Origin of the sequence: Nostoc sp. 106C, from assembly GCF_002154725.1 — a bacterium.
Taxonomy (GTDB): Bacteria; Cyanobacteriota; Cyanobacteriia; order Cyanobacteriales; family Nostocaceae; genus Aulosira.
This window is the reverse complement of record NZ_MTAW01000180.1, coordinates 105,713-124,444: the sequence shown is the minus strand read 5'-3', so window position 1 is coordinate 124,444 and position 18,732 is coordinate 105,713. Positions and strand designations below refer to the sequence as shown.

Below are 18,732 nucleotides of genomic sequence, written 5' to 3'. Positions count from 1 at the left end.
TAGCTCGATACACTAGTAATCTGCTAGGTATTCTCTTTTAACCTTGCTTTGGTTGTTATAAAATCATAATTTAATTACTAAAACTTGTCATTAACTATTTTTATTATTTGTGTAAAAGCATCGATGCTTTTACAAGTTAGTTATAAAGTTTTAGCGAAATCTATAACGAAAATAAATAGCAATTGTTAAATTTTTATTTACGTAATTAAAAAGCAATAGCTACATTTTAATTGTAGACAAAATAATCTTATAATATATCTTTATATTTGGATATATAAGAAAATAATTATATTAATTAAATACTTTTTTAAAAGTAGATAAAAGCTAAATAAAAATTTTATTAATGAAAAAAATCCGTACATTATAAGCTTGTAAAGTAGGCAACGCCCACCTTAGATTCCCGACTTCCCAAAGAAGTCGGGAATCAAACAAAACACTTTGAAGCCGAAAATTGTTATTACCCCATCAATCGATAGATAATTACTTTTCCTTTCCAATCTTCTTCAACAAACACTAAGTACTCACCATTTGAACGGCGAAAAGCGCGGATACCGTGGGGTATATCAATCCAACCACTTTCATGTGCAACTTCTGAGCCAGGTTTGAACTGTTGTACTTGCACTCCTGTTGCGGCGTTATAAATATGTACTTCTGCTGTTTTGAATGTGACGATAAATACATAGTCTCCTGCTACACTCATGGCTGCGGTAGAGACTTCGCGCTTACCTGTGGTGTCATGAGGAACTACGATGCGCCACCGGGGAGTAGGGTTTTCTTGGCTCCAATTATCAAACCGGACAATCTCAGATCCGACAACGCCAGTATCGTCACCTTTCGCCGGGTGATCTACAGTGAAGCCTGACAAATACATGGTATCTGTTTCAGGGAAATACTCAATCCGCCGCAAATCGGTAAACATACTCGGCGTCTTTTGCTTTTGCATGGAGCTATAAGCATAGATGGGGTTACCATTAGCATCTAGTCCCTGTAAGGGATAGTGGCGGATACCAATACTATCTTGAGTTCGTAAAGTTTTCCACACATCTCCTTTACTGTCTACCCACCACCCCCCCAAGTAGGGATAATCTTCGCTTTTGTCGTACTCACCCTCATCGAACGCACCATTACCGTTGCGATCGCGCCAAATCCATTCGCCTTTTGCAGGTTGATGCGGTGGCCAGTTACCAGCGATTGATTTTTTACCTTCACCGTTAGTACCGACAAACATCCCCGATGGAATAGCAACTTTATTATTTTTGCTTGTATCAAAACGATAAATTTGCAGAAAGCTGCTGTACATATTTGTGATAAATAAAAATGGCTTACCTTGGATGCGGCGGACAAAGGTAGCATCTGGGGATGTATGCAGACGTGGATCTTGAGGATATTTGAAAGGATTGAGTGTGTAGTTCTTAAAAGTCCATTGCTTTCCAGGCGGTTGACTGTAGTCCATGACAAAGTGTTCTTCTTTGGTGAAGACATCAACTCCATCAGTTTGAGGATCTGCATCCGCATTATCGACAAACAGCAATCCCAACAATCGCCACAGTTGTTTTCCTGATGGCGAAAACTTTCTTAAGTCTGTTCCCGATCTATTGAAACCATTACTATTTATATAAATGTTGCCTGTGGCATCTGTACCTAAGCCTGTAATCCCATACAGTTTCAAATCTTGGACTTCTCCAGGATTACCCGCAAAAACACCGCCTTTAGTGCCGAAAGTCCCAACTTGTACTGGCTTATCTGTAACGTTGTAAATCAATACTTGTTGAAGCGGCCCGTTTTCTGCAACTAAAAGCCTACCTTGAGGATCGATGGCGATCGCAGTTGGTTCGATAACTTTAGTAATCTCTTGAGGTAATTGCTTGCCAGTATGAGAATAATGCAGAATCTTGGCAGGATTACTACCTTTTTTATTTTGAATAATCCACAGATTAGCTTTTTGATCAACAGTTATTGCTCCCGGTCTAGTAACGCTAAAACTGCGTAGTTCCTGCATAGTTTCGGTACTATAAATGCGAATGCGGTTAGCAGCAGAGTCACTGACATATAATTCTTTTTTTGCAGTTGCTAATCCAGTAATTTCTCCTTTGGTACTAGCAATTAACATACTTTTATCCCAACCACGACCGCTAGTAAACGGCGCAGGTTTTCCAGATAAGTCATATCGCCTTACGCAGTACCAAGTTGTTCCATCTGGCGGATAATCTTTCTCTGTTTTGCCAATCGATCCCTGAGTTATGGCTAAGTAAATATATTTACTATCTACTGTTACTGCTTTACCACCAGTACGGCTCCATCCGTGAGTATCATTAGCCATACCAATAATCTTGCCATCTTGATAAATTCCGGCTTCTCTGCCTGCTTCATCCCAAACACTGTTGGTATACACTGTGCCATTAGCAGCAACATACATTGCTTCTATGTTGTTTTGTACCCAATCTTTTCCGCCGCCAAAACTATTACCTATCCAAGATGTTTTGTACGTATGTGTGGGTGAGCCACTAACAGTCCAGCGTGTTGTTATAGCTGTAGAACTAACAATTATTCCGATAGTAAGACAAAGTAAAAATGTTAAAAACTTTCTCTGATTAAAACTTCGCTTTCGAGACATTTTCTTGATCGATTGGTCAAATTTAGGGCAGATTATGCCGAGTTTTTTGATTAATCTAAATTTCATCTAATCTCCAAATTTATATACTTAAGGCTCAAAAATATTGTTTTTATCGATTCGGAGAATATTAATTGATACCACTTATTCTTCAAAAGCTAAAATCATTAATTAATTACAATGTATTACTTGATACTTTGCAATTCCTAATAAATATTAGCTAATGATTCTAACCCAATTTAATTGCCAAAACCCTGATATTTTGACTTGTAGCTAAAGAATATTGGTTAGTGTAGATGTATAGGTTTATTTTGCGCTCGACTACCTAAGATCGTCTAGCCCTAAATAATAAATTTTTGAATCCTTATGACTAATCTTGCTTTCAACAAGATATATACATAAATAACAAAGACCCAATATTAAAAAGTTTAATTTTACTAAAACTTTATAAAAATCACATGTATTTTTAAATTTACTTTCCTAGGCGATCGCCATTTTTTTATTAAAGTATTAATCTTTACTTTATTATTGTTGAATATCGTAAAACTGAATACAGAATATTTCTGTAATAATCTGAGATTGTACGCCTAATGTTGAGAGCTAATATGAAAAATATCAGTGCTTATTTAGCATGAGAGTATCATATTTATCGTAAATGGATTTTCTAGCCCAGATAAGTAGGTCGGCGTGAATATTTATCGTTGGGATGAGGCAGGAGGCAGGAGGCAGAAGGCAGGAGGGAAGAGAATTTAAGCCTATTTGATTTTTCAAAACATAGTTTTGTTTTTCCACACCGTTCTACTTAAATACCAGTTTAAATTTACTAGTTGACAGTCAAACATAAATGCATTAAAACAGAATGTTCTGCCTTATTTAAGCCTGAATCGATGATTTGTGACTATATTATATTTTTGTAATAAATATTTTAAATAAAGTTGTGGCTTTGCTGGCACATATTTATCCATTCATGAATAGAAATGTACTGATAATGTAATGGATAGCGGAATAGAAGTACTAGCAAAGCTAATTTATTGCTTCAAAAAAAGTGGTTGGGCTTGGTGTAAAAACTACGGAAGCGGGTTTAACAAATCACAGGAGTAAAATAGGTGGAAGATAACAAAGACAATTTCGCTTCAGCATCTATCCTCACCTTGGGAATGGGCTGGTTTCCTGAAACACCAGGAGGATTAGAGCGCTATATTTATGAACTAACTCATCAATTAGCAGCAAATCAAGACTATGTAGAATTATGTGGAGTAGGCTTACCAAAAACAATAATAAATACGTCAATTAAGCTAACTAATTTGGCAGAGCCAGATACTGTAATTTGGCGCAGGCTGTGGTCTATTCGCACTAATTTTAAGAAGACCAGAGTAGGTAAACCAGATGCTATTAACCTGCATTTTGCATTATACAGCTTCCCAATTTTGGATATTTTGCCCAAAGAAGTGCCCATTACTTTTAACTTTCATGGGCCTTGGGCATCTGAAAGCCAAGAGGAAGTAGATAATCAGATACTGAGTGTATTACTTAAACGCTGGCTAATAGAAAAAAGTACATATAAACGTTGCGATCGCTTTATTGTTCTCAGCAAAGCATTTGGTAAAATTCTACATCAACAATATCAAGTTCCTTGGAAGAAAATTCACATAATTCCTGGTGGAGTTGACGTTAATAAATTTCAAGCCAATCTATCACCGCAAGAAGCTCGAAACAAATTAGGCTGGCCTGATAGTCGCCAAATATTATTTACATCCCGGCGTTTAGTGTATCGAGTTGGGTTGGATAAATTGTTGGAAGCACTAGCAATAATTAAACCAAAAATTCCTGATGTTTGGCTAGCGATCGCAGGTCGTGGTCATATACAAGCTGCACTACAACAACAGGCTAAAGAATTAGGACTAGAAGACAACGTTAAATTTCTAGGTTTTCTTCCTGATGAGCAGCTACCTTTAGCTTACCAAGCTGCTGACTTAACAATTATGCCCAGTCAATCTTTTGAAGGATTTGGATTAGCAATAGTAGAATCTCTTGCCTGTGGTACTCCTGTTTTATGTACCCCTGTTGGCGGAATGCCAGAAATTTTAGAACCCTTATCACCAGATTTAATTACTGATTCTACAGAAGTTTCAGCTATTGCAGAAAAATTAGAACAAGTCTTACTAGGAAGCATACTCATCCCTTCACGCGAAGCTTGTCACCAGTACGCCGCCACAAACTTTAACTGGCATAAAATAGCCCAGCAAGTACGGCAAGTTTTACTTGCTTAGTGCTTGGAAAGTAGGAATTAGAGAAAAGAGAAACTATTGACTATTGACAAATATTATGAAAATTCTTTTTTTAGATCAAAGTGGTAAGCCAGGAGGTGCAGAACTATGTTTGATAGATATTGCTAAACCCTATCGCGATCGTGCTCTTGTAGGCTTATTTGCAGATGGACCATTTAAAACTTTACTACAGCAAAATCAGATTTCGGTAGAAGTTTTAACAACTCAATCAATTCAAGTTAAAAAATCTAGTAGTTTTCTTCAAGGATTAAAAAGTCTCAGACAAATAATCCCGTTAATAATTAAAGTAGTAAAAAGAGCTAAGGGCTACGATTTAATTTATGCAAATACTCAAAAAGCATTAGTCATAGGCGCGATCGCTAGCTTTTTTGCCCGTCGTCCTTTGGTCTATCATTTGCATGATATTCTGTCAAAAGAACATTTTAGCCAAACTAACCGACGCATTGCTATTAACTTAGCTAATTATTTTGCATCGTTAGTAATTGCTAACTCCCAAGCAAGTCAAACAGCCTTTGTGCAAGCGGGAGGACGTGCAAATATCACTACAGTTGTCTATAACGGCTTTGAACCCAAAATTTATCAAACTTGCGAATCTGATGTTAGGCAATTACAGCAAGAATTAGGTCTGATAGGAAAATTTGTAATCGGTCACTTCAGTCGGCTTGCACCTTGGAAAGGACAGCATATTTTAATTGATGCACTTGCCAAATGTCCGCAACAAGTAACAGTAATTTTAGTTGGAGATGCTTTATTTGGCGAACAAGATTATGTGCAACAATTGCATCGCCAAGTTACTGCATTGGGGCTAAAAAATCGCGTAAATTTTTTAGGATTTCGTGCTGATGTTCCTCAGTTAATGGCAGCTTGTGACTTAGTTGCTCATACCTCCACTTTTGCAGAACCCTTTGGTAGAGTAATTGTTGAAGCTATGCTGTGTGGTACACCTGTAGTTGCAACTAAAGCTGGGGGTGCAATGGAATTAATCGAACCTGGAATTAATGGTTTTTTAGTTCAACCCGGAGATTTTCAAGAACTAGCACAAGTAATTACTACTTGCCTTCATGAGAGACATAAAACTGCAACTATGGCTCATAATGCCAGAAAAATAGCTAGTCAGCACTTTGATGTAAAAATTATTAATCAGCAAATTTCTCAATTGTTATCATCCAAATTTAACTAATTACTAACTCATAATTTTTTGTCACATCTACACAAATAAGGAAAAGGAAGACGTATAACGGCTAAATCCATAACAGGATAGTTAACTTGGGAGTACTGTCCCCTCCCAGGAGTAAGGCAAGATAATACTCTTATTTAATTTTGCTCCAAAGTTTCTTAAAACGTTCTTCTTGGCTAGATCCAGCATCAATATTATTTGCTGGAATAATGCCTGCTTCATGGCAAGCTTGAACATACCCAGTAACCGCATTACACAGCCAACGAGTAATCAGATGAGTTCCAAAGCCAATAGTAACTCTACCGCTACCATCAAGTGACCAATAGTACATACTTCGTTCCTCTCTTCCTACAAAACCATTCGTTCGATTTGAGTTAGTAGCAGTATGAACTAAAGGACAGCGATAAAGAGAGTAGAGAATTGCCCCATACTCATACTCTTCAACTAAGGCCAAAAGGTCAGGGTTGGCTGCAAGTTCTGGGCATTCTTTAGCAAGTTCATCACGAGGAACATCAAGGTAAGCTTTAGGTACTTCATTCCCGTAGAATATATTATTAGGATCTTTGTTAACTCGTTTATTAATAATCTGGTCAGCTAGGTGAGCATCCTGTGGACGGTAATGCTTCCAATCCTCAGCGAAACAGAGAACAGCAACTTTATTGACATCTGGATCATTCGGAATAAATTGCTTTAAAAACCTGGCAAGTCTAATAGATGCTGGAGGTTTACCAGAATTGTCTTTTTCTAACTTTTTCTTAGCATCAGGAAAATCACGCAGCCAAATCTCTGCAAGTGCATCCAGATAAGATGTGGCTAATGTATTCGCAGCAGTGACAGACCATGCTTCTTCTAGCCATTGAGCGTGTTCATAGAAATAATGCTCAAAAGGGTCTGTTGTTAATGCTTTATATTTCATTTTAAGCTGATGTAAATATTGTATTTCAATGTAGCATATACTAACTCCTAAACCGCGAAGCCCTTTGTGCATCAATTATTATTGAGAATAAGTAATGCTAGCAGTACAGGGAATTCTCATAAGTAAGTTCGGGGTTTGCCCAGTTGGTTTGTTCAAGAAATTCACTGAATGTAGTTAACAGCCCCGGAAATTCTGTGCGCAACTGCTGAACATCGGCTTGATAACCTTTGTGACGATACCACTGAATCAAATCGAAGAGTTCCTTTTGCCAAAGCAGTAGGAAAATCCAAGCAGGTGTTTCTTTGTGGGTAACTTTTATCCCTTGCGCTTGAGAAAATGCCTCTGCCATTTGCGTAGGCGTCAGCACATCGCCAGCTAACTCAATTTCTCGCCCGATGTATTGAGAGGGATGTTGAATTACATAGGCAGCTACACGTCCCATATCTTTAGTTGTAATCAGATGTAGGGGCTTATTTGGCTGAATGGAAAATGGAAAAACACCCTTGAGAATAGAGGGCCGTGTGTACTTTTTCCAAAACTCTTCCATAAACAAGCAAGCCCGCAACATGGTTGTTGGTAAGCCAGCTGCTTTGAAAATTTGCTCGACTCCATACTTTTGCTCAATATGGGGAATGCCAGAATTTCTATCTGCCCCACCTGCGGAATTGTAGACTAAGTGCTGAATATTAGCTTGCTTTGCAGCTTGTGCCACTTGCTTTGCCCTCTCAACTTCTAAGGGGTCAGCCTTACTAGAGTCTCCAGAGGTGGCGTGACAGTAAACAGATGTAACTCCTGTAAAAGCCGGGGTGAGGGAGTTTGTATCGTCTAGGTCAGCTTCAACTAGTTCAACTCCAGCATCATTCAACTTTGAAAGAGATGGACGATTTAGGTCTATCTTTCTGGTGATGGCACGCAGATTAGTGACGCCCTGCTCGAGAAATCCCTTGACGACATTCCCACCAGTACCACCAGTAATGCCAATAAGTAGAACTTTACTCATTTTTAACCTTTGACAGGGATAAGAGTATTACAGCAGAATAAAGCTGTCAGAATCCAGAATTTAGAAGTTAAACAGGCTTTCTACCTGAGTTTGAGGCTGATTATCTGTGCTTAATCAACTTAAAATCCGCTGTAAAATTTGCAATCGAATCACAAGCTTGTTGATTTATAGCTATAAAGCCAATCCTCAAACTCTGACTGACTCATCTGTGCTTGTTCTGCAACTCCACGCAGAAATGTCTCGCTGTCAGCATCATAAGAGCGTGCGCCCTGGAATGCACTACGAGCTTGAATGACTTGGGTGCGGTGGATGCGACTTTTTTCGTAGCTAGCAAGGGCTGTTTCAATACTGCCTGCATGGGAAAGGCACTCTTGCAACTCCCATGCATCCTCAAAAGCCATATTCGCTCCTTGTCCTAAAACTGGTACTACTGGATGAGCTGCATCGCCCAAAAGTGTTACTCTGCCTTGACTCCAACTTTGCAAGGGTGGTCTGTCGTATATTGGACGTTCGACAATTTCGTTGGCATCTGTCGCCTCGACGATTTCCTGCACGGGTTCTGCCCATCCAGCAAATACCTCGAAAACACGAGATTTTATCTCTGAGGCGCTTTGCAGACAATTAGCATCTGCCCATATTGCTCCAGCGCTCCAAAATATGTATCCGTCTCCAACATCGATGAGAGTGAAAGCTTTGCCATCAGTTCCAAGCATAAAAATTGATTCGTCAGCACCAAGTAGCTCGTGGTTATATTTAACGACAGCACGCCAAGACAAGCGTCCCGAATAGCGAGGGGAACCGTCACCAATGAGTGTCTGTCTCACAACGGAGTTTATGCCATCAGCCCCTATCAGTAAATCTGCCTGAACTTTCTTGCCATCTTCAAACTCAACTTCTACACCTTGGTCATTTTCTTGAAAGCCTATACACCGAGAATTGAGGTGAATGACTTCCTTTGGCAGTCCAGCAGCGAGTATCTCTTGCAAGCGCGACCACCGGATGTTTAACATCGGCTGCCCATATTTCGCTAATAGAGTAATAGGGCTTTGCATGATGATTTCTCCCGTGCTTTTTTTTAGGTTCAGCATTCGGGTTTGGCTACCTGCGGATTTCAAAGACTCAACTATACCTGCATCAATGGCATAAAGACTATTCAAGCCGTTAGGAAAAAGCGTCAGACCAGCACCTACTGCTCGCAATTCCCTTGCTTTTTCGTAGACTTGCGCTTCAATACCTTGTTTTCGTAATGCTAAAGCAACTGTTAAACCTCCAAGACCAGCACCAATGATGGCAACTTTCGATGCTAACGCTACAGGAGATTGTGTTGGGTTGTTTTCCGACATGAATCACACTTAGGAGTGATGTTTTGGTCGTGTTCGCCAGTAAGAGAAAAATTAAAGTTAGCTTTGATTAGTACGACTACCTAACCATTTCATTTTAGAGTATTGAGGCAAGCGAGAGGCCGACACAAACAATGACTGAGCAGCAACCAGATTTGGATAATAAGTAAGATGAAGCTGAAACTGTACCAGAATCGGAACGTTCCGCTTTGGCTAAACGTGACTTGATTATGCGCCGTGCGATCGCTCTAGGGTGGCGATCGTATTCTTAAGAGTGGCAGTTAAAATTTTCACCCAGCAATTATGACAGCCTACACCGATAATCTAGATTCATATCGAGCCTTGGCACTTCAAGTTACCTGTCATGCCGTTAATCAGGCACGCGATCGCACTGAAGCTCGTTCTTTAATTCTAAATACTATCAACCGCTTGGCACAACAAATCGCTGCCAGTATTGCTTTTATCGGCTTTGACTGTCGTTTAATTGTTTTACCAGAATATTTCCTCACAGGTTTTCCTCTTGGTGAATCCCTAGCGGTGTGGGCAGAAAAAGCCTGTTTGGAAATGGATGGTGCTGAGTATGAAGCTCTTGGTCAAATCGCTCAAAAACATCGTATCTTTTTAGCTGGGAACGCCTACGAAGTTGATCCTAATTTTCCTGGGTTGTACTTCCAAACTTGCTTTGCTATCGACCCATCAGGAAACATTGTCTTGCGGTATCGGCGGCTAAATTCCATGTTCGCCCCCACACCCCATGATGTTTGGGATAAATATCTTGACTGCTACGGATTAGAAGGAGTTTTTCCTGTTGCGAAAACTGCGATCGGCAATTTAGCCGCCTTAGCATCAGAAGAAATTTTGTATCCGGAAGTTGCACGGTGTTTAGCAATGCGCGGAGCTGAAATTTTTCTCCACTCCACTTCTGAAGTTTATAGCAAAGCTTTAACACCCAAAGACGCAGCCAAAATCACCCGTGCGGTGGAAAATTCAGCCTACGTAGTTTCCGCCAATACAGCAGGTATTGCTAATATTCCCATCCCTGCCGCGTCTGTTGATGGTGGTTCTAAAATTATTGACCATCGCGGAATAGTTTTAGCAGAGACAGCTACAGGCGAAAGTATGGCAGCTTTTGCAGAGATAGACCTAGCTGCTTTACGACGCGATCGCCGCCGACCGGGGTTAAATAATTTACTCTCTCGCCAAAGATTTGAGCTATATGCCCAAAGTTACCTTCAATCGCAATTTTACCCACCAAACACTATGCTGGAAACAGAAGTAGACCGCAAACACTTCCTACAAACACAGCAAGCGACCATTGAACGCCTAGCCAACTTAGGGGTGATTTGATAGGGGCTGGAAGGGAGCAAGGAGACAAGGAAGACAAGCAAGAAATAACTATAACTCTTGACCAATGACAAATGACCAATGACAAAATCAATAGATGTTCGTAATCCTCGGACGGGAAAATTTGACTATGTGATTATACCGCCGCCGCCAAAGCTACTGGCGCAGCTATGCAATCGGCTGCGGAGGTCGCAAGTTCGTTGGCAGCAGCTGAGTGTAGAAGAGAGAATTGAAGCATTACAGGAATGGAAACAAGCGATATTATCAGGACGCGATCGCTTAACTGAGGCTTTGGTCAATGATACGGGAAGATTGTCAATCTCGGAAATGGAAATTGACTCGTTTATCTCTAGCATTGATCGCTGGTGTCGATTAGCGCCAGAATTGCTGCAAGAATCGGCAAAAAATACAGCAATTCCATTTATCGCCTTGCAACAAACAGCCGTTCCTTATTCCTTAGTTGGGGTGATTAGTCCGTGGAATTTTCCGTTATTGCTATCTACGATTGATGCGATTCCAGCATTGCTAGCGGGTTGTGCGGTTGTTGTCAAACCTAGTGAGATTGCTCCCCGTTTTGTAGCACCACTGATGACAGCACTTAATGCTGTGCCCAAATTACGCGATGTATTTACCTTTATTGAAGGAGCAGGTGAAACAGGAGCTGCTCTGATTGAATATGTAGATTTAGTCTGCTTTACAGGTAGTGTGGCAACAGGGCGAAAAGTTGCCGAAGTAGCAGCGAAAAAGTTTATTCCGGTATTTTTAGAATTAGGTGGCAAAGACCCGGCGATCGTTTTAGAATCCACTAATTTAGATTTAGCAACTTCAGCAATTTTATGGGGTGCAGTTGTCAACACCGGACAGTCATGTCTTTCAATTGAGCGAATTTACGTTGCCGAATCTATATTTGATAAATTTGTTGACCAGCTAGTAACTAAAGCTCAAAAACTCAAATTAGCTCACCCTACATTAGAAACTGGGGAACTTGGCCCAATCATTGCCGAAAAACAAGCAGCAATTATTAGCGACCATCTTCTAGATGCATTAGACAAAGGTGCTGTAATCCACTGCGGCGGTAAGGTTGAAGAATTAGGTGGGGGTTGGTGGTGTCGTCCCACAGTTCTGACTCAGGTCAACCACTCAATGAAAGTGATGACCGACGAAACTTTTGGTCCGATTATGCCAATCATGCCATTTGCTAATGTTGAGGAAGCAATTCATTTAGCTAATGACTCAATTTATGGACTGAGTGCTGCTGTGTTTGCAGGCTCAGAAGAATTAGCTTTAGAAGTCGCCCAGCAAATAGATGCAGGAGGCATCAGTATCAACGATGCTGCTCTTACCGCTATCATGCATGAAGGTGAGAAAAATTCATTCAAATTCTCTGGTCTGGGTGGGTCACGTATGGGTCCAGCAGCATTAAAACGGTTCATGCGGAAAAAAGCTTTTTTGATCAAAACCAATTCTGCAAATGACCCTTGGTGGTTTGATAATTAACTCAGAAAAATTTAAAATCTACAACTATAGCAGATTGTAATTTGCTTAAATACACAACGTACTCCTTAAAACTAGGTATAATATCATGTTTGCTAAATCACTTATCAAACGTTATTGCGATCGCAAAAAAGTGTAGCGTAGACAGGTAGACGCGTACTCCTTCAAAGAAGCAAGCTACGCGGAGCGTTCCGCAGGCTAGCGGCTTCCCGTAGGGTAGCAATCACAAGTGTTTATCCGAACTTGATATAAAAGCCTGTTTTACCTCTGAATTCTGACTTCTAAATTCTGAATGCTACTGTAACAATTCAAACCTGACAATTGACGCAGAGCAGCCAATCTAAAGGAGTTTTCTATGTCTACAATCCGAGAAGGAATGCCCGTACTTGCCCGTCATGAAGGAGAATGGGTAGGTACGTATACACTAATCGATACAGCAGGAAAAATCCTTGATGCGCATGAATCTCACTTAAGCTGCCAGTTTCCCGAAAATAGTCCTTATCCTTATTACCAAATTAATCGCTACAAGTGGTCTAACGGTAAACAAGAAGAACATCAATTTCCCGGAACCTATCGGGATAAAACTCTATTTTTTGATACTGAACGTATTCAAGGAAAAGCCTGGGAAGTTGACGATTCTACAGTTATTTTGTGGTTTTCCTATAAAGAAGTACCAGCAATGTACTTGTATGAAATGATTCAAATTAGTCCAGATAATAACTATCGTGCCCGTACTTGGCAATGGTTTAAAAATCATCAAGTTTACCAACGTACTCTCATCCAAGAAGAACGGCTACGGTAGGACTAGTCAACTACCCATTCATTGGCTATGCGTTAGGCGAAACTCCATAACGTACTCTACCATTTAGATATTTTTTTAATTGGAAATCCCTAACGCTCGTTAGTTAATTCTTCCTTGTCTCCCCTACTCTGTGCTCTTTTCCTATTCCTAATTCCCAGATTACAGTTCAAGGAACCTTTTTTAGGTGAGTTGTTCAGATATTAACTAAGTGCAATTATTATGTAGCAATAGAAATTTTTCATACCATGAGTATACTATTCAGTAAAAAAATTAGTTTTACGGTAAGTTTTGCTACCTTATTACTTTTCGGTTTAGCCAATAACCATTTATCTAGTCAGTCAAAAACTAAACAGCTAACTCAACAACATCAGACTGTACAGAATGTCTCTTTTACTCAACAGGAAAAACCTCTAACTCAAACAGGTATTTCACTACCCTTTATTCAGTCTGCTCAGATACTCGCCACAAGTTTGCTAAATCTCTTAAGTGCTCAACAAGGGTTTGAGCGCGATTTTAGCCAGCAAAAAATTTATCCATCTGGGCAGAATTTGATATCAGCATCTACAAGCTATGCAGTCATTGATGAGTTAAAAAAATATAAATTTAGTGTTAATGGTAGTCAGGTTTTTAATGTAGGAAAACTACCAGCAGCAAAGATTAATTTTAATCAAAAAGATTTACTAAGTGTTCTTTCTAATACTAGAAAATATTACCAAGACTACTCTACTCAAGACCCTGATATTTTACGTACAGGGCTGCTTGAAACTAAGGGAGTTACTGTGGAGGATGTTCTCAAAACCTTAGATTTCATGATTGCTGTTTTAAAAGAAGATATTGCGAATCGTCGAACTACTCGTTTACAAGACCCTAATTTTATTAATGCGAATTTTAAAGTTATAAAATGGTCTGCGTATAACCCGAAAAGCAGAAATCAACAGCAACTAAGAATCACAAAATATGCTGTATTTACTCATGTCGGTTCTCAGAAAAAAACCTCCACTTTCAACATACCCATTTATAGTTTAAAAGATAATCTTGCTATTGATAAATTCTATACGAGATATACAAAGCAAGATGTTTTATCGGGAATTTATGAACCAGGTGGTAAAGAGTTTGGCAAAGTTGAACCCCTGGCATATTTAACTCGTAATGGTTTTGAAGAAGCTCTTATGGAGGGCACAATTTTAATTAAATTCCCAGATGGAACACAAGGATATTTCAATGTAGATAGAAGTAATGAAATGCCTTATGTGAGAGGTTTAAAAGCAACAGCGCAAAAGCGTTACTGGTATTTTAGAAAAGTTGATGCTATCAAAGGTTACGGATACAAGATAGATGCAAAAATATCCATCAAACCAGGAGTAACTTTTGCTGGCGATGTTCTAAATATTGGTTTGGGTAAAGTGATTGTGCTTGAGCATAATGTAAGTGGACGCAAACAGCTACAGATGGGCGTCATTGCTGATACAGGCGGAGCGTTTTTACCTAATCTTCACCAACTCGATTTTTTAGCAGGTATTTTTCAGAATCAAAAAGATTTTGGTCAGCATATCGGTAACTTACCTGACTATGCTACAGCGTACATTTTACTGAAGAAATAAAAATATATAGTATACCAATTTGAAAAAAGAATGCGACAGATTGTAGGGGCACGGCACTGCCGTGACCTCTAGAATATTATTGATGTGTCGCAAACATTATTTGATTTGGTATTAGATATTTAGTTCTCACCTTTCAGCGGAAAAAAGTAGGATTTAGGAAATTACTTTAGCCTGTCAATTACACACAGCTTGACTGCTAACTATTGACCAAGGACTTAACGGGCGATATAGTTCATTTTGCTGGAATTTTTATACTAACAACTAGCCAAGTTTCCGACTATGAACTTATCTGCTCGTCCTCACTTAATGCGTCTAAGCATTATAGTTATTGGTAGTGTGGTGGGTAGCTGTATTTGCAGTGCAGTTTCCCGAGTAACCGCTTTACCAGTGCCAAAATTTGGACTAACTCAACAAGTAACTCCAGTATTAGAGTGCGCAGTCACCAAGTGGTCTAACATTGAACTTTTACAAATCAACACTCCAGTCCAGGACAATCAACAACAAACTTCCTTTGTATTGGACTTTATACAGTCGGAAAAGTTCAGCCGTTGGGAACATGAATCCACCTCCCGCATACTACAGATTGGAACTGGGCCGGGCACAGTGGTAAATAATTCGCTGATACAGCTATCCGAATCATTCACAGCTGAACCTAACGAATATGCTCCCTTGACAGGCAACTCAGCTTCAAGGCGACAAAGCAGAAAACGCCACACCCCGGACTTAACCACGGTGTGAATGGAGGAGATTATCTCGTGCAAATTAGCGGTCAAGGTACGATTCTCTCGAAAGTTAAGGATAACCTGGGGCGTGTGTTTGCGCAGGCGGGTCATCCCTCTGCGCAAAATCCCTTGAGCTTTTATTGCGATCGCGTTGCTTCTGACAGCCAAAATTAGACTAGCAAAGATCTAAAAATTTACTTCAGTGATTGATATGCCTTGATTTGAGCACGTAACTGAGCAATTTCCTGCGCCATATCTAGCACCATTGCTGCTCCTACTAAATTTAATCCTAAATCTCGACGCAGGCGTTGAATTTTAGCAATGCGAGTAATATCGCGCTGGTGCAGCATTACCCCTATCGGTTCAATCAATCCTAACTCAGCAAAGCGTTCAACTAACACTGTGGATGTCTCTGTCATCCTTGCTGCATATTCATAGGAATAAAGCTGTTCTCCATCTTGAGAAACAACTGTTTGAGAAAGGCTGAACTCGGTCATAATTTTACCTCCTGCAACTGAGCGCGGGGATTAAAGTTGCTGTGTGCCTGAATTGTTTCGTAAGCTTCACGTTCAATGGGGCTGATATCTTTTGGAGGCACAATCTGGAGTTTAATTATGAGGTCACTTCGTTTACCTTGAGGTAACTTCCAGCCTTTACCACGGATTCGGAGGGATTGACCAGAACGCACTCCTGATGGCACCTTGACATTAATATTACCATCGGGAGTTGGGACATCAATTTCAGCGCCCAAAACTGCTTCATCTGGGCGAATTGGCACTTCACAGGTAATGTTATCGCCTTCAAATTGGAAAAAGGGATGGGGCAAAACTTCAATTGTCAGATACAAGTCTCCCCGTTGTTGGGAAAAGGGACTAGGATGACTTTTGCCTTTAATCCGAACTCGGCTTCCTGGTGTAGCTCCTGGTGGAATCCGCACGTTAATTGTCTCATCATCCAGTTGGAGACGCTTTTGCGTACCATGAAAAGCTTCTGAGAAAGTAAGAGCGATCGCAGCTTCCGTATCAGTGCCAGGAGTTGTATCAGTATCACTAGTTCGCCCTGTAGTATTACGGTAGGTATAGGTTCTGCCCCTGGTTTCGCCTGGGGTACTATAGCGCCCCAGCAAATCATTGATGAATGAGTCAAAGTCACCGTATTGGTCAAAATCAAAGCCCTGAGTAGCTGTACCCACACCTGTGCTTCTCGGTGGAGGTGTTCCGGCCTGATTTACCTGATTCCAGTACTGCCCAAACTGGTCGTACTTCTGCCGCTTTTCAGGGTCAGATAGTACTTCATTCGCTTCATTAATTTCTTTAAAACGTTCCTCGGCTTTTTGATCTCCAGGATTCAAGTCAGGATGATATTTACGGGCAAGTTTGCGGTAAGCCCGTTTGATTTCGTCTGGTGTAGCTTTTTTATCTACCCCCAGAATAGTGTAATAGTCTTTAAAGTCTGTTACCTTTGCCATATTACAATTTGGCGATCGCCTATTCCTAACTCCTCACTACATCGGTCGATCGGTTCCCATATCAGGATTTGGCGCGTCTTGTTCGGCGGTGATTGGAGGTGGGGTATAGTCTTTTTGTAGTTCGTTGGCGTCTACGGGATAGTCTCCTGTAGTTGTAAACAATTTGGTATCTGTGGGGTCATTTGTATCCCCTGCAATATTGGTGGCGCTGGGATGTTCGCCAACTGGCTCGCCAAGCATTTCACCTGCTTGTCTTTGGGCATCGAGCATGGCATTACCACCACTGGCGCTTTTTTGTTCGTAGTTAGTTTGTTGAGCTTCGGCGGCTGCTTGATTGGGAACTGCTGCTTGCGCCGCCCTTGTTTTATCATCCATCACTCATTCTCCATCAGCTCTGAGAATGCTTAAGCTTAATGTAAATTAGCAGACAGCTCATCTGTCATTAGTGATGCCTCTACTGAAAGACTCAAACAGCAAAAGGAAAGGTTTCTGGAGGATCGCCTATATTTTCTTGGATATTGCGGTCTAAGGGTTGTACTCCCTTTGTGTCATCTATGTGGATAATGGCATCAAACTGCTCGGGAAGACAGGCATAAAAGTAGTGACTGATCCGCTCGGTTTCTGGTTGGTAAATAACTCCGATCGCTCTTTCTAATCGCCGTTTTTCTAATCCCGCAATTGTCGGATTATCCCGAAGTTGTAAGCAAAACTGAGGTAGTTGTGTCTCATGGAAGAGAGCTTCGTAACTATTTGGTAAAGCAGGGCGAACTAGCTTTAGTTCGGCTGTACCTCCCCAATTAGAAGCAGCGGTAACTGTACCTGTATAAGTGCTCAAGCCGATCAGTACTGAGTCACGTCCATACTTTTCGCGCACCAATTGACCAAGATTGATCTCACCACCTCTACCCATAGCAGTTGCTCGTGCATCTCCCAAGTGCGAGTTGTGTTCCCAAACGACAACCTTGCTTGGTTGTCCTTGTTGATCGAGATGAGCTGTTAGGTGATCTAGAGTTTCTGCCATGTGGCGATCGCGAATATTCCATGAGGACACCCGTTCTTGAAACATAGAGCGATAGTAGGCCTCAGCATTCTTCACCAATCGCGCGTTTTGCTCGATGTAGAACAACTCGTCTGCTGCTACAGGATTGTGATGTTTGGACTCGTTAGCACGGCGTTGTAGTTCCCGCAGCTGATTGACTACTTCTTGTTCGCAGGATTCGCTGAGTCCAAAACTGGCAGCATACCCATAGTGCTGGCTATCTTCGCCAAAATGCTCAAAGCATGAGTAGCGATAACGAGCGCGTTGGGCGGCTTCTAGGTCAACTCGATCGAGATAGTTGAGAACCTCTGCCATTGAAGCATACATACTATAAAGGTCTAACCCATAAAAGCCAACTTTAATAGCATTTTCTGGTAAAGCATCATTATATTCCCTGAGCCAACTGACAAATTTTAATACATCTATATTTCGCCACATCCAGGCAGGAAAGCGTTGAAAGTTAGAAAGTGCTTCCCCAGGTGTTGGATCTTCACTAACACCACGAACGTAGCGATTAATACGGTAAGCATCGGGCCAGTCTGCCTCTACAGCAACGGCTGTAAAGCCTTTCTCTTGAATCAGCCGTTTGGTAATCTCAGCCCGTTGCTCGTAGAACTCATGGGTTCCGTGAGAAGCTTCGCCAATCAGGACAAAGCGGGCATTGCCGATTAAGTTCATCAATGGATCGTAGTCTGCACTCGCTCCTGTCAGTTGGTATGCAGATCTACGCACCGCATCGACTAAGTTGCCTATCGTTGCTCCTGGCATATTTCTAGCTCTTTGTTCATTCCAAGTTAACCACTGACCAAAAAATTCCAAAATTTATCCTCTAGGGACGTGAATCTCACTCCTGCACAGAAGAGATGGAATTTTGAGACAAAAACAATACCTTCTCTAAATTCAGCATAAAAATCTCTGACATCACTTCCA

Annotated in this window: 16 protein-coding genes; 8 read left to right on the top strand and 8 right to left on the bottom strand. The window is 40.8% G+C overall.

Annotated features, from left to right (window positions below; genetic code table 11):
• Positions 1 to 457: 457 nt before the first annotated feature.
• A complete protein-coding gene (locus tag BV375_RS27295) occupies positions 458 to 2,680 on the bottom strand; it encodes a hypothetical protein (RefSeq protein WP_086766308.1) in 2,223 nt (740 codons plus the stop codon).
• 1,037 nt (positions 2,681 to 3,717) lie between these two features.
• On the opposite strand from BV375_RS27295, the gene BV375_RS27290 reads away from it, so the two are divergent.
• Both BV375_RS27290 and BV375_RS27285 read left to right on the top strand, forming a co-directional pair.
• A complete protein-coding gene (locus BV375_RS27290) occupies positions 3,718 to 4,881 on the top strand; it encodes a glycosyltransferase family 4 protein (RefSeq protein ID WP_208099198.1) in 1,164 nt (387 codons plus the stop codon).
• Between the two features lie 55 nt (positions 4,882 to 4,936).
• Positions 4,937 to 6,079 carry a glycosyltransferase family 4 protein gene (locus tag BV375_RS27285; RefSeq protein ID WP_086766305.1) on the top strand — a complete coding sequence of 381 codons (1,143 nt, stop codon included), beginning with the start codon at positions 4,937 to 4,939 and terminating at the stop codon, positions 6,077 to 6,079.
• Positions 6,080 to 6,209: 130 nt separating this feature from the next.
• Here BV375_RS27285 and BV375_RS27280 read toward each other — a convergent pair whose 3' ends face one another.
• The 3 genes from BV375_RS27280 to BV375_RS27270 all read right to left on the bottom strand — a co-directional run bounded on the left by BV375_RS27280 (position 6,210) and on the right by BV375_RS27270 (position 9,335).
• Complete coding sequence (locus tag BV375_RS27280) at positions 6,210 to 6,992, bottom strand: hypothetical protein (RefSeq protein ID WP_086766303.1); 783 nt, start codon at positions 6,990 to 6,992, stop codon at positions 6,210 to 6,212.
• Positions 6,993 to 7,089: 97 nt separating this feature from the next.
• Positions 7,090 to 7,992 (bottom strand): NmrA/HSCARG family protein, encoded by a 903-nt coding sequence (locus tag BV375_RS27275; protein WP_086766302.1) that lies wholly within the window; start codon positions 7,990 to 7,992, stop codon positions 7,090 to 7,092.
• 149 nt (positions 7,993 to 8,141) lie between these two features.
• On the bottom strand, positions 8,142 to 9,335 hold the full coding sequence (locus BV375_RS27270) for an FAD-dependent monooxygenase (protein ID WP_086766300.1): 1,194 nt from the start codon (positions 9,333 to 9,335) through the stop codon (positions 8,142 to 8,144).
• Positions 9,336 to 9,635: 300 nt separating this feature from the next.
• On the opposite strand from BV375_RS27270, the gene BV375_RS27265 reads away from it, so the two are divergent.
• From BV375_RS27265 to BV375_RS37210, 6 genes are all read left to right on the top strand, one after another.
• Complete coding sequence (locus BV375_RS27265) at positions 9,636 to 10,679, top strand: nitrilase-related carbon-nitrogen hydrolase (protein WP_086766298.1); 1,044 nt, start codon at positions 9,636 to 9,638, stop codon at positions 10,677 to 10,679.
• A gap of 78 nt (positions 10,680 to 10,757) precedes the next feature.
• Positions 10,758 to 12,173, top strand: a complete 1,416-nt coding sequence (locus tag BV375_RS27260; RefSeq protein ID WP_086766296.1) for an aldehyde dehydrogenase family protein — start codon at positions 10,758 to 10,760, stop codon at positions 12,171 to 12,173.
• A 352-nt stretch (positions 12,174 to 12,525) separates the two neighbouring features.
• A complete protein-coding gene (locus BV375_RS27255; RefSeq protein WP_086766294.1) occupies positions 12,526 to 12,972 on the top strand; it encodes a DUF3598 family protein in 447 nt (148 codons plus the stop codon).
• A 245-nt stretch (positions 12,973 to 13,217) separates the two neighbouring features.
• A complete protein-coding gene (locus BV375_RS27250) occupies positions 13,218 to 14,573 on the top strand; it encodes a hypothetical protein (RefSeq protein WP_086766292.1) in 1,356 nt (451 codons plus the stop codon).
• Positions 14,574 to 14,852: 279 nt separating this feature from the next.
• Positions 14,853 to 15,311 carry a hypothetical protein gene (locus tag BV375_RS27245; protein WP_086766290.1) on the top strand — a complete coding sequence of 153 codons (459 nt, stop codon included), beginning with the start codon at positions 14,853 to 14,855 and terminating at the stop codon, positions 15,309 to 15,311.
• 17 nt (positions 15,312 to 15,328) lie between these two features.
• The gene (locus BV375_RS37210) at positions 15,329 to 15,469 is read left to right on the top strand and encodes a hypothetical protein (protein WP_166507536.1); all 141 of its coding nucleotides are present in this window, start codon (positions 15,329 to 15,331) and stop codon (positions 15,467 to 15,469) included.
• A 20-nt stretch (positions 15,470 to 15,489) separates the two neighbouring features.
• Here BV375_RS37210 and BV375_RS27240 read toward each other — a convergent pair whose 3' ends face one another.
• The 4 genes from BV375_RS27240 to BV375_RS27225 form a co-directional block, all read right to left on the bottom strand.
• The gene (locus BV375_RS27240; RefSeq protein ID WP_086766288.1) at positions 15,490 to 15,792 is read right to left on the bottom strand and encodes a chaperone modulator CbpM; all 303 of its coding nucleotides are present in this window, start codon (positions 15,790 to 15,792) and stop codon (positions 15,490 to 15,492) included.
• Positions 15,789 to 16,763 carry a DnaJ C-terminal domain-containing protein gene (locus BV375_RS27235; RefSeq protein WP_086766286.1) on the bottom strand — a complete coding sequence of 325 codons (975 nt, stop codon included), beginning with the start codon at positions 16,761 to 16,763 and terminating at the stop codon, positions 15,789 to 15,791. The genes BV375_RS27240 and BV375_RS27235 overlap by 4 nt, the downstream gene beginning before the upstream one ends.
• A gap of 36 nt (positions 16,764 to 16,799) precedes the next feature.
• Entirely contained in the window at positions 16,800 to 17,138 is a 339-nt protein-coding gene (locus tag BV375_RS27230) for a hypothetical protein (protein WP_086766284.1), read from the bottom strand.
• Between the two features lie 91 nt (positions 17,139 to 17,229).
• On the bottom strand, positions 17,230 to 18,570 hold the full coding sequence (locus BV375_RS27225) for an erythromycin esterase family protein (protein ID WP_086766328.1): 1,341 nt from the start codon (positions 18,568 to 18,570) through the stop codon (positions 17,230 to 17,232).
• Positions 18,571 to 18,732: the final 162 nt, after the last annotated feature.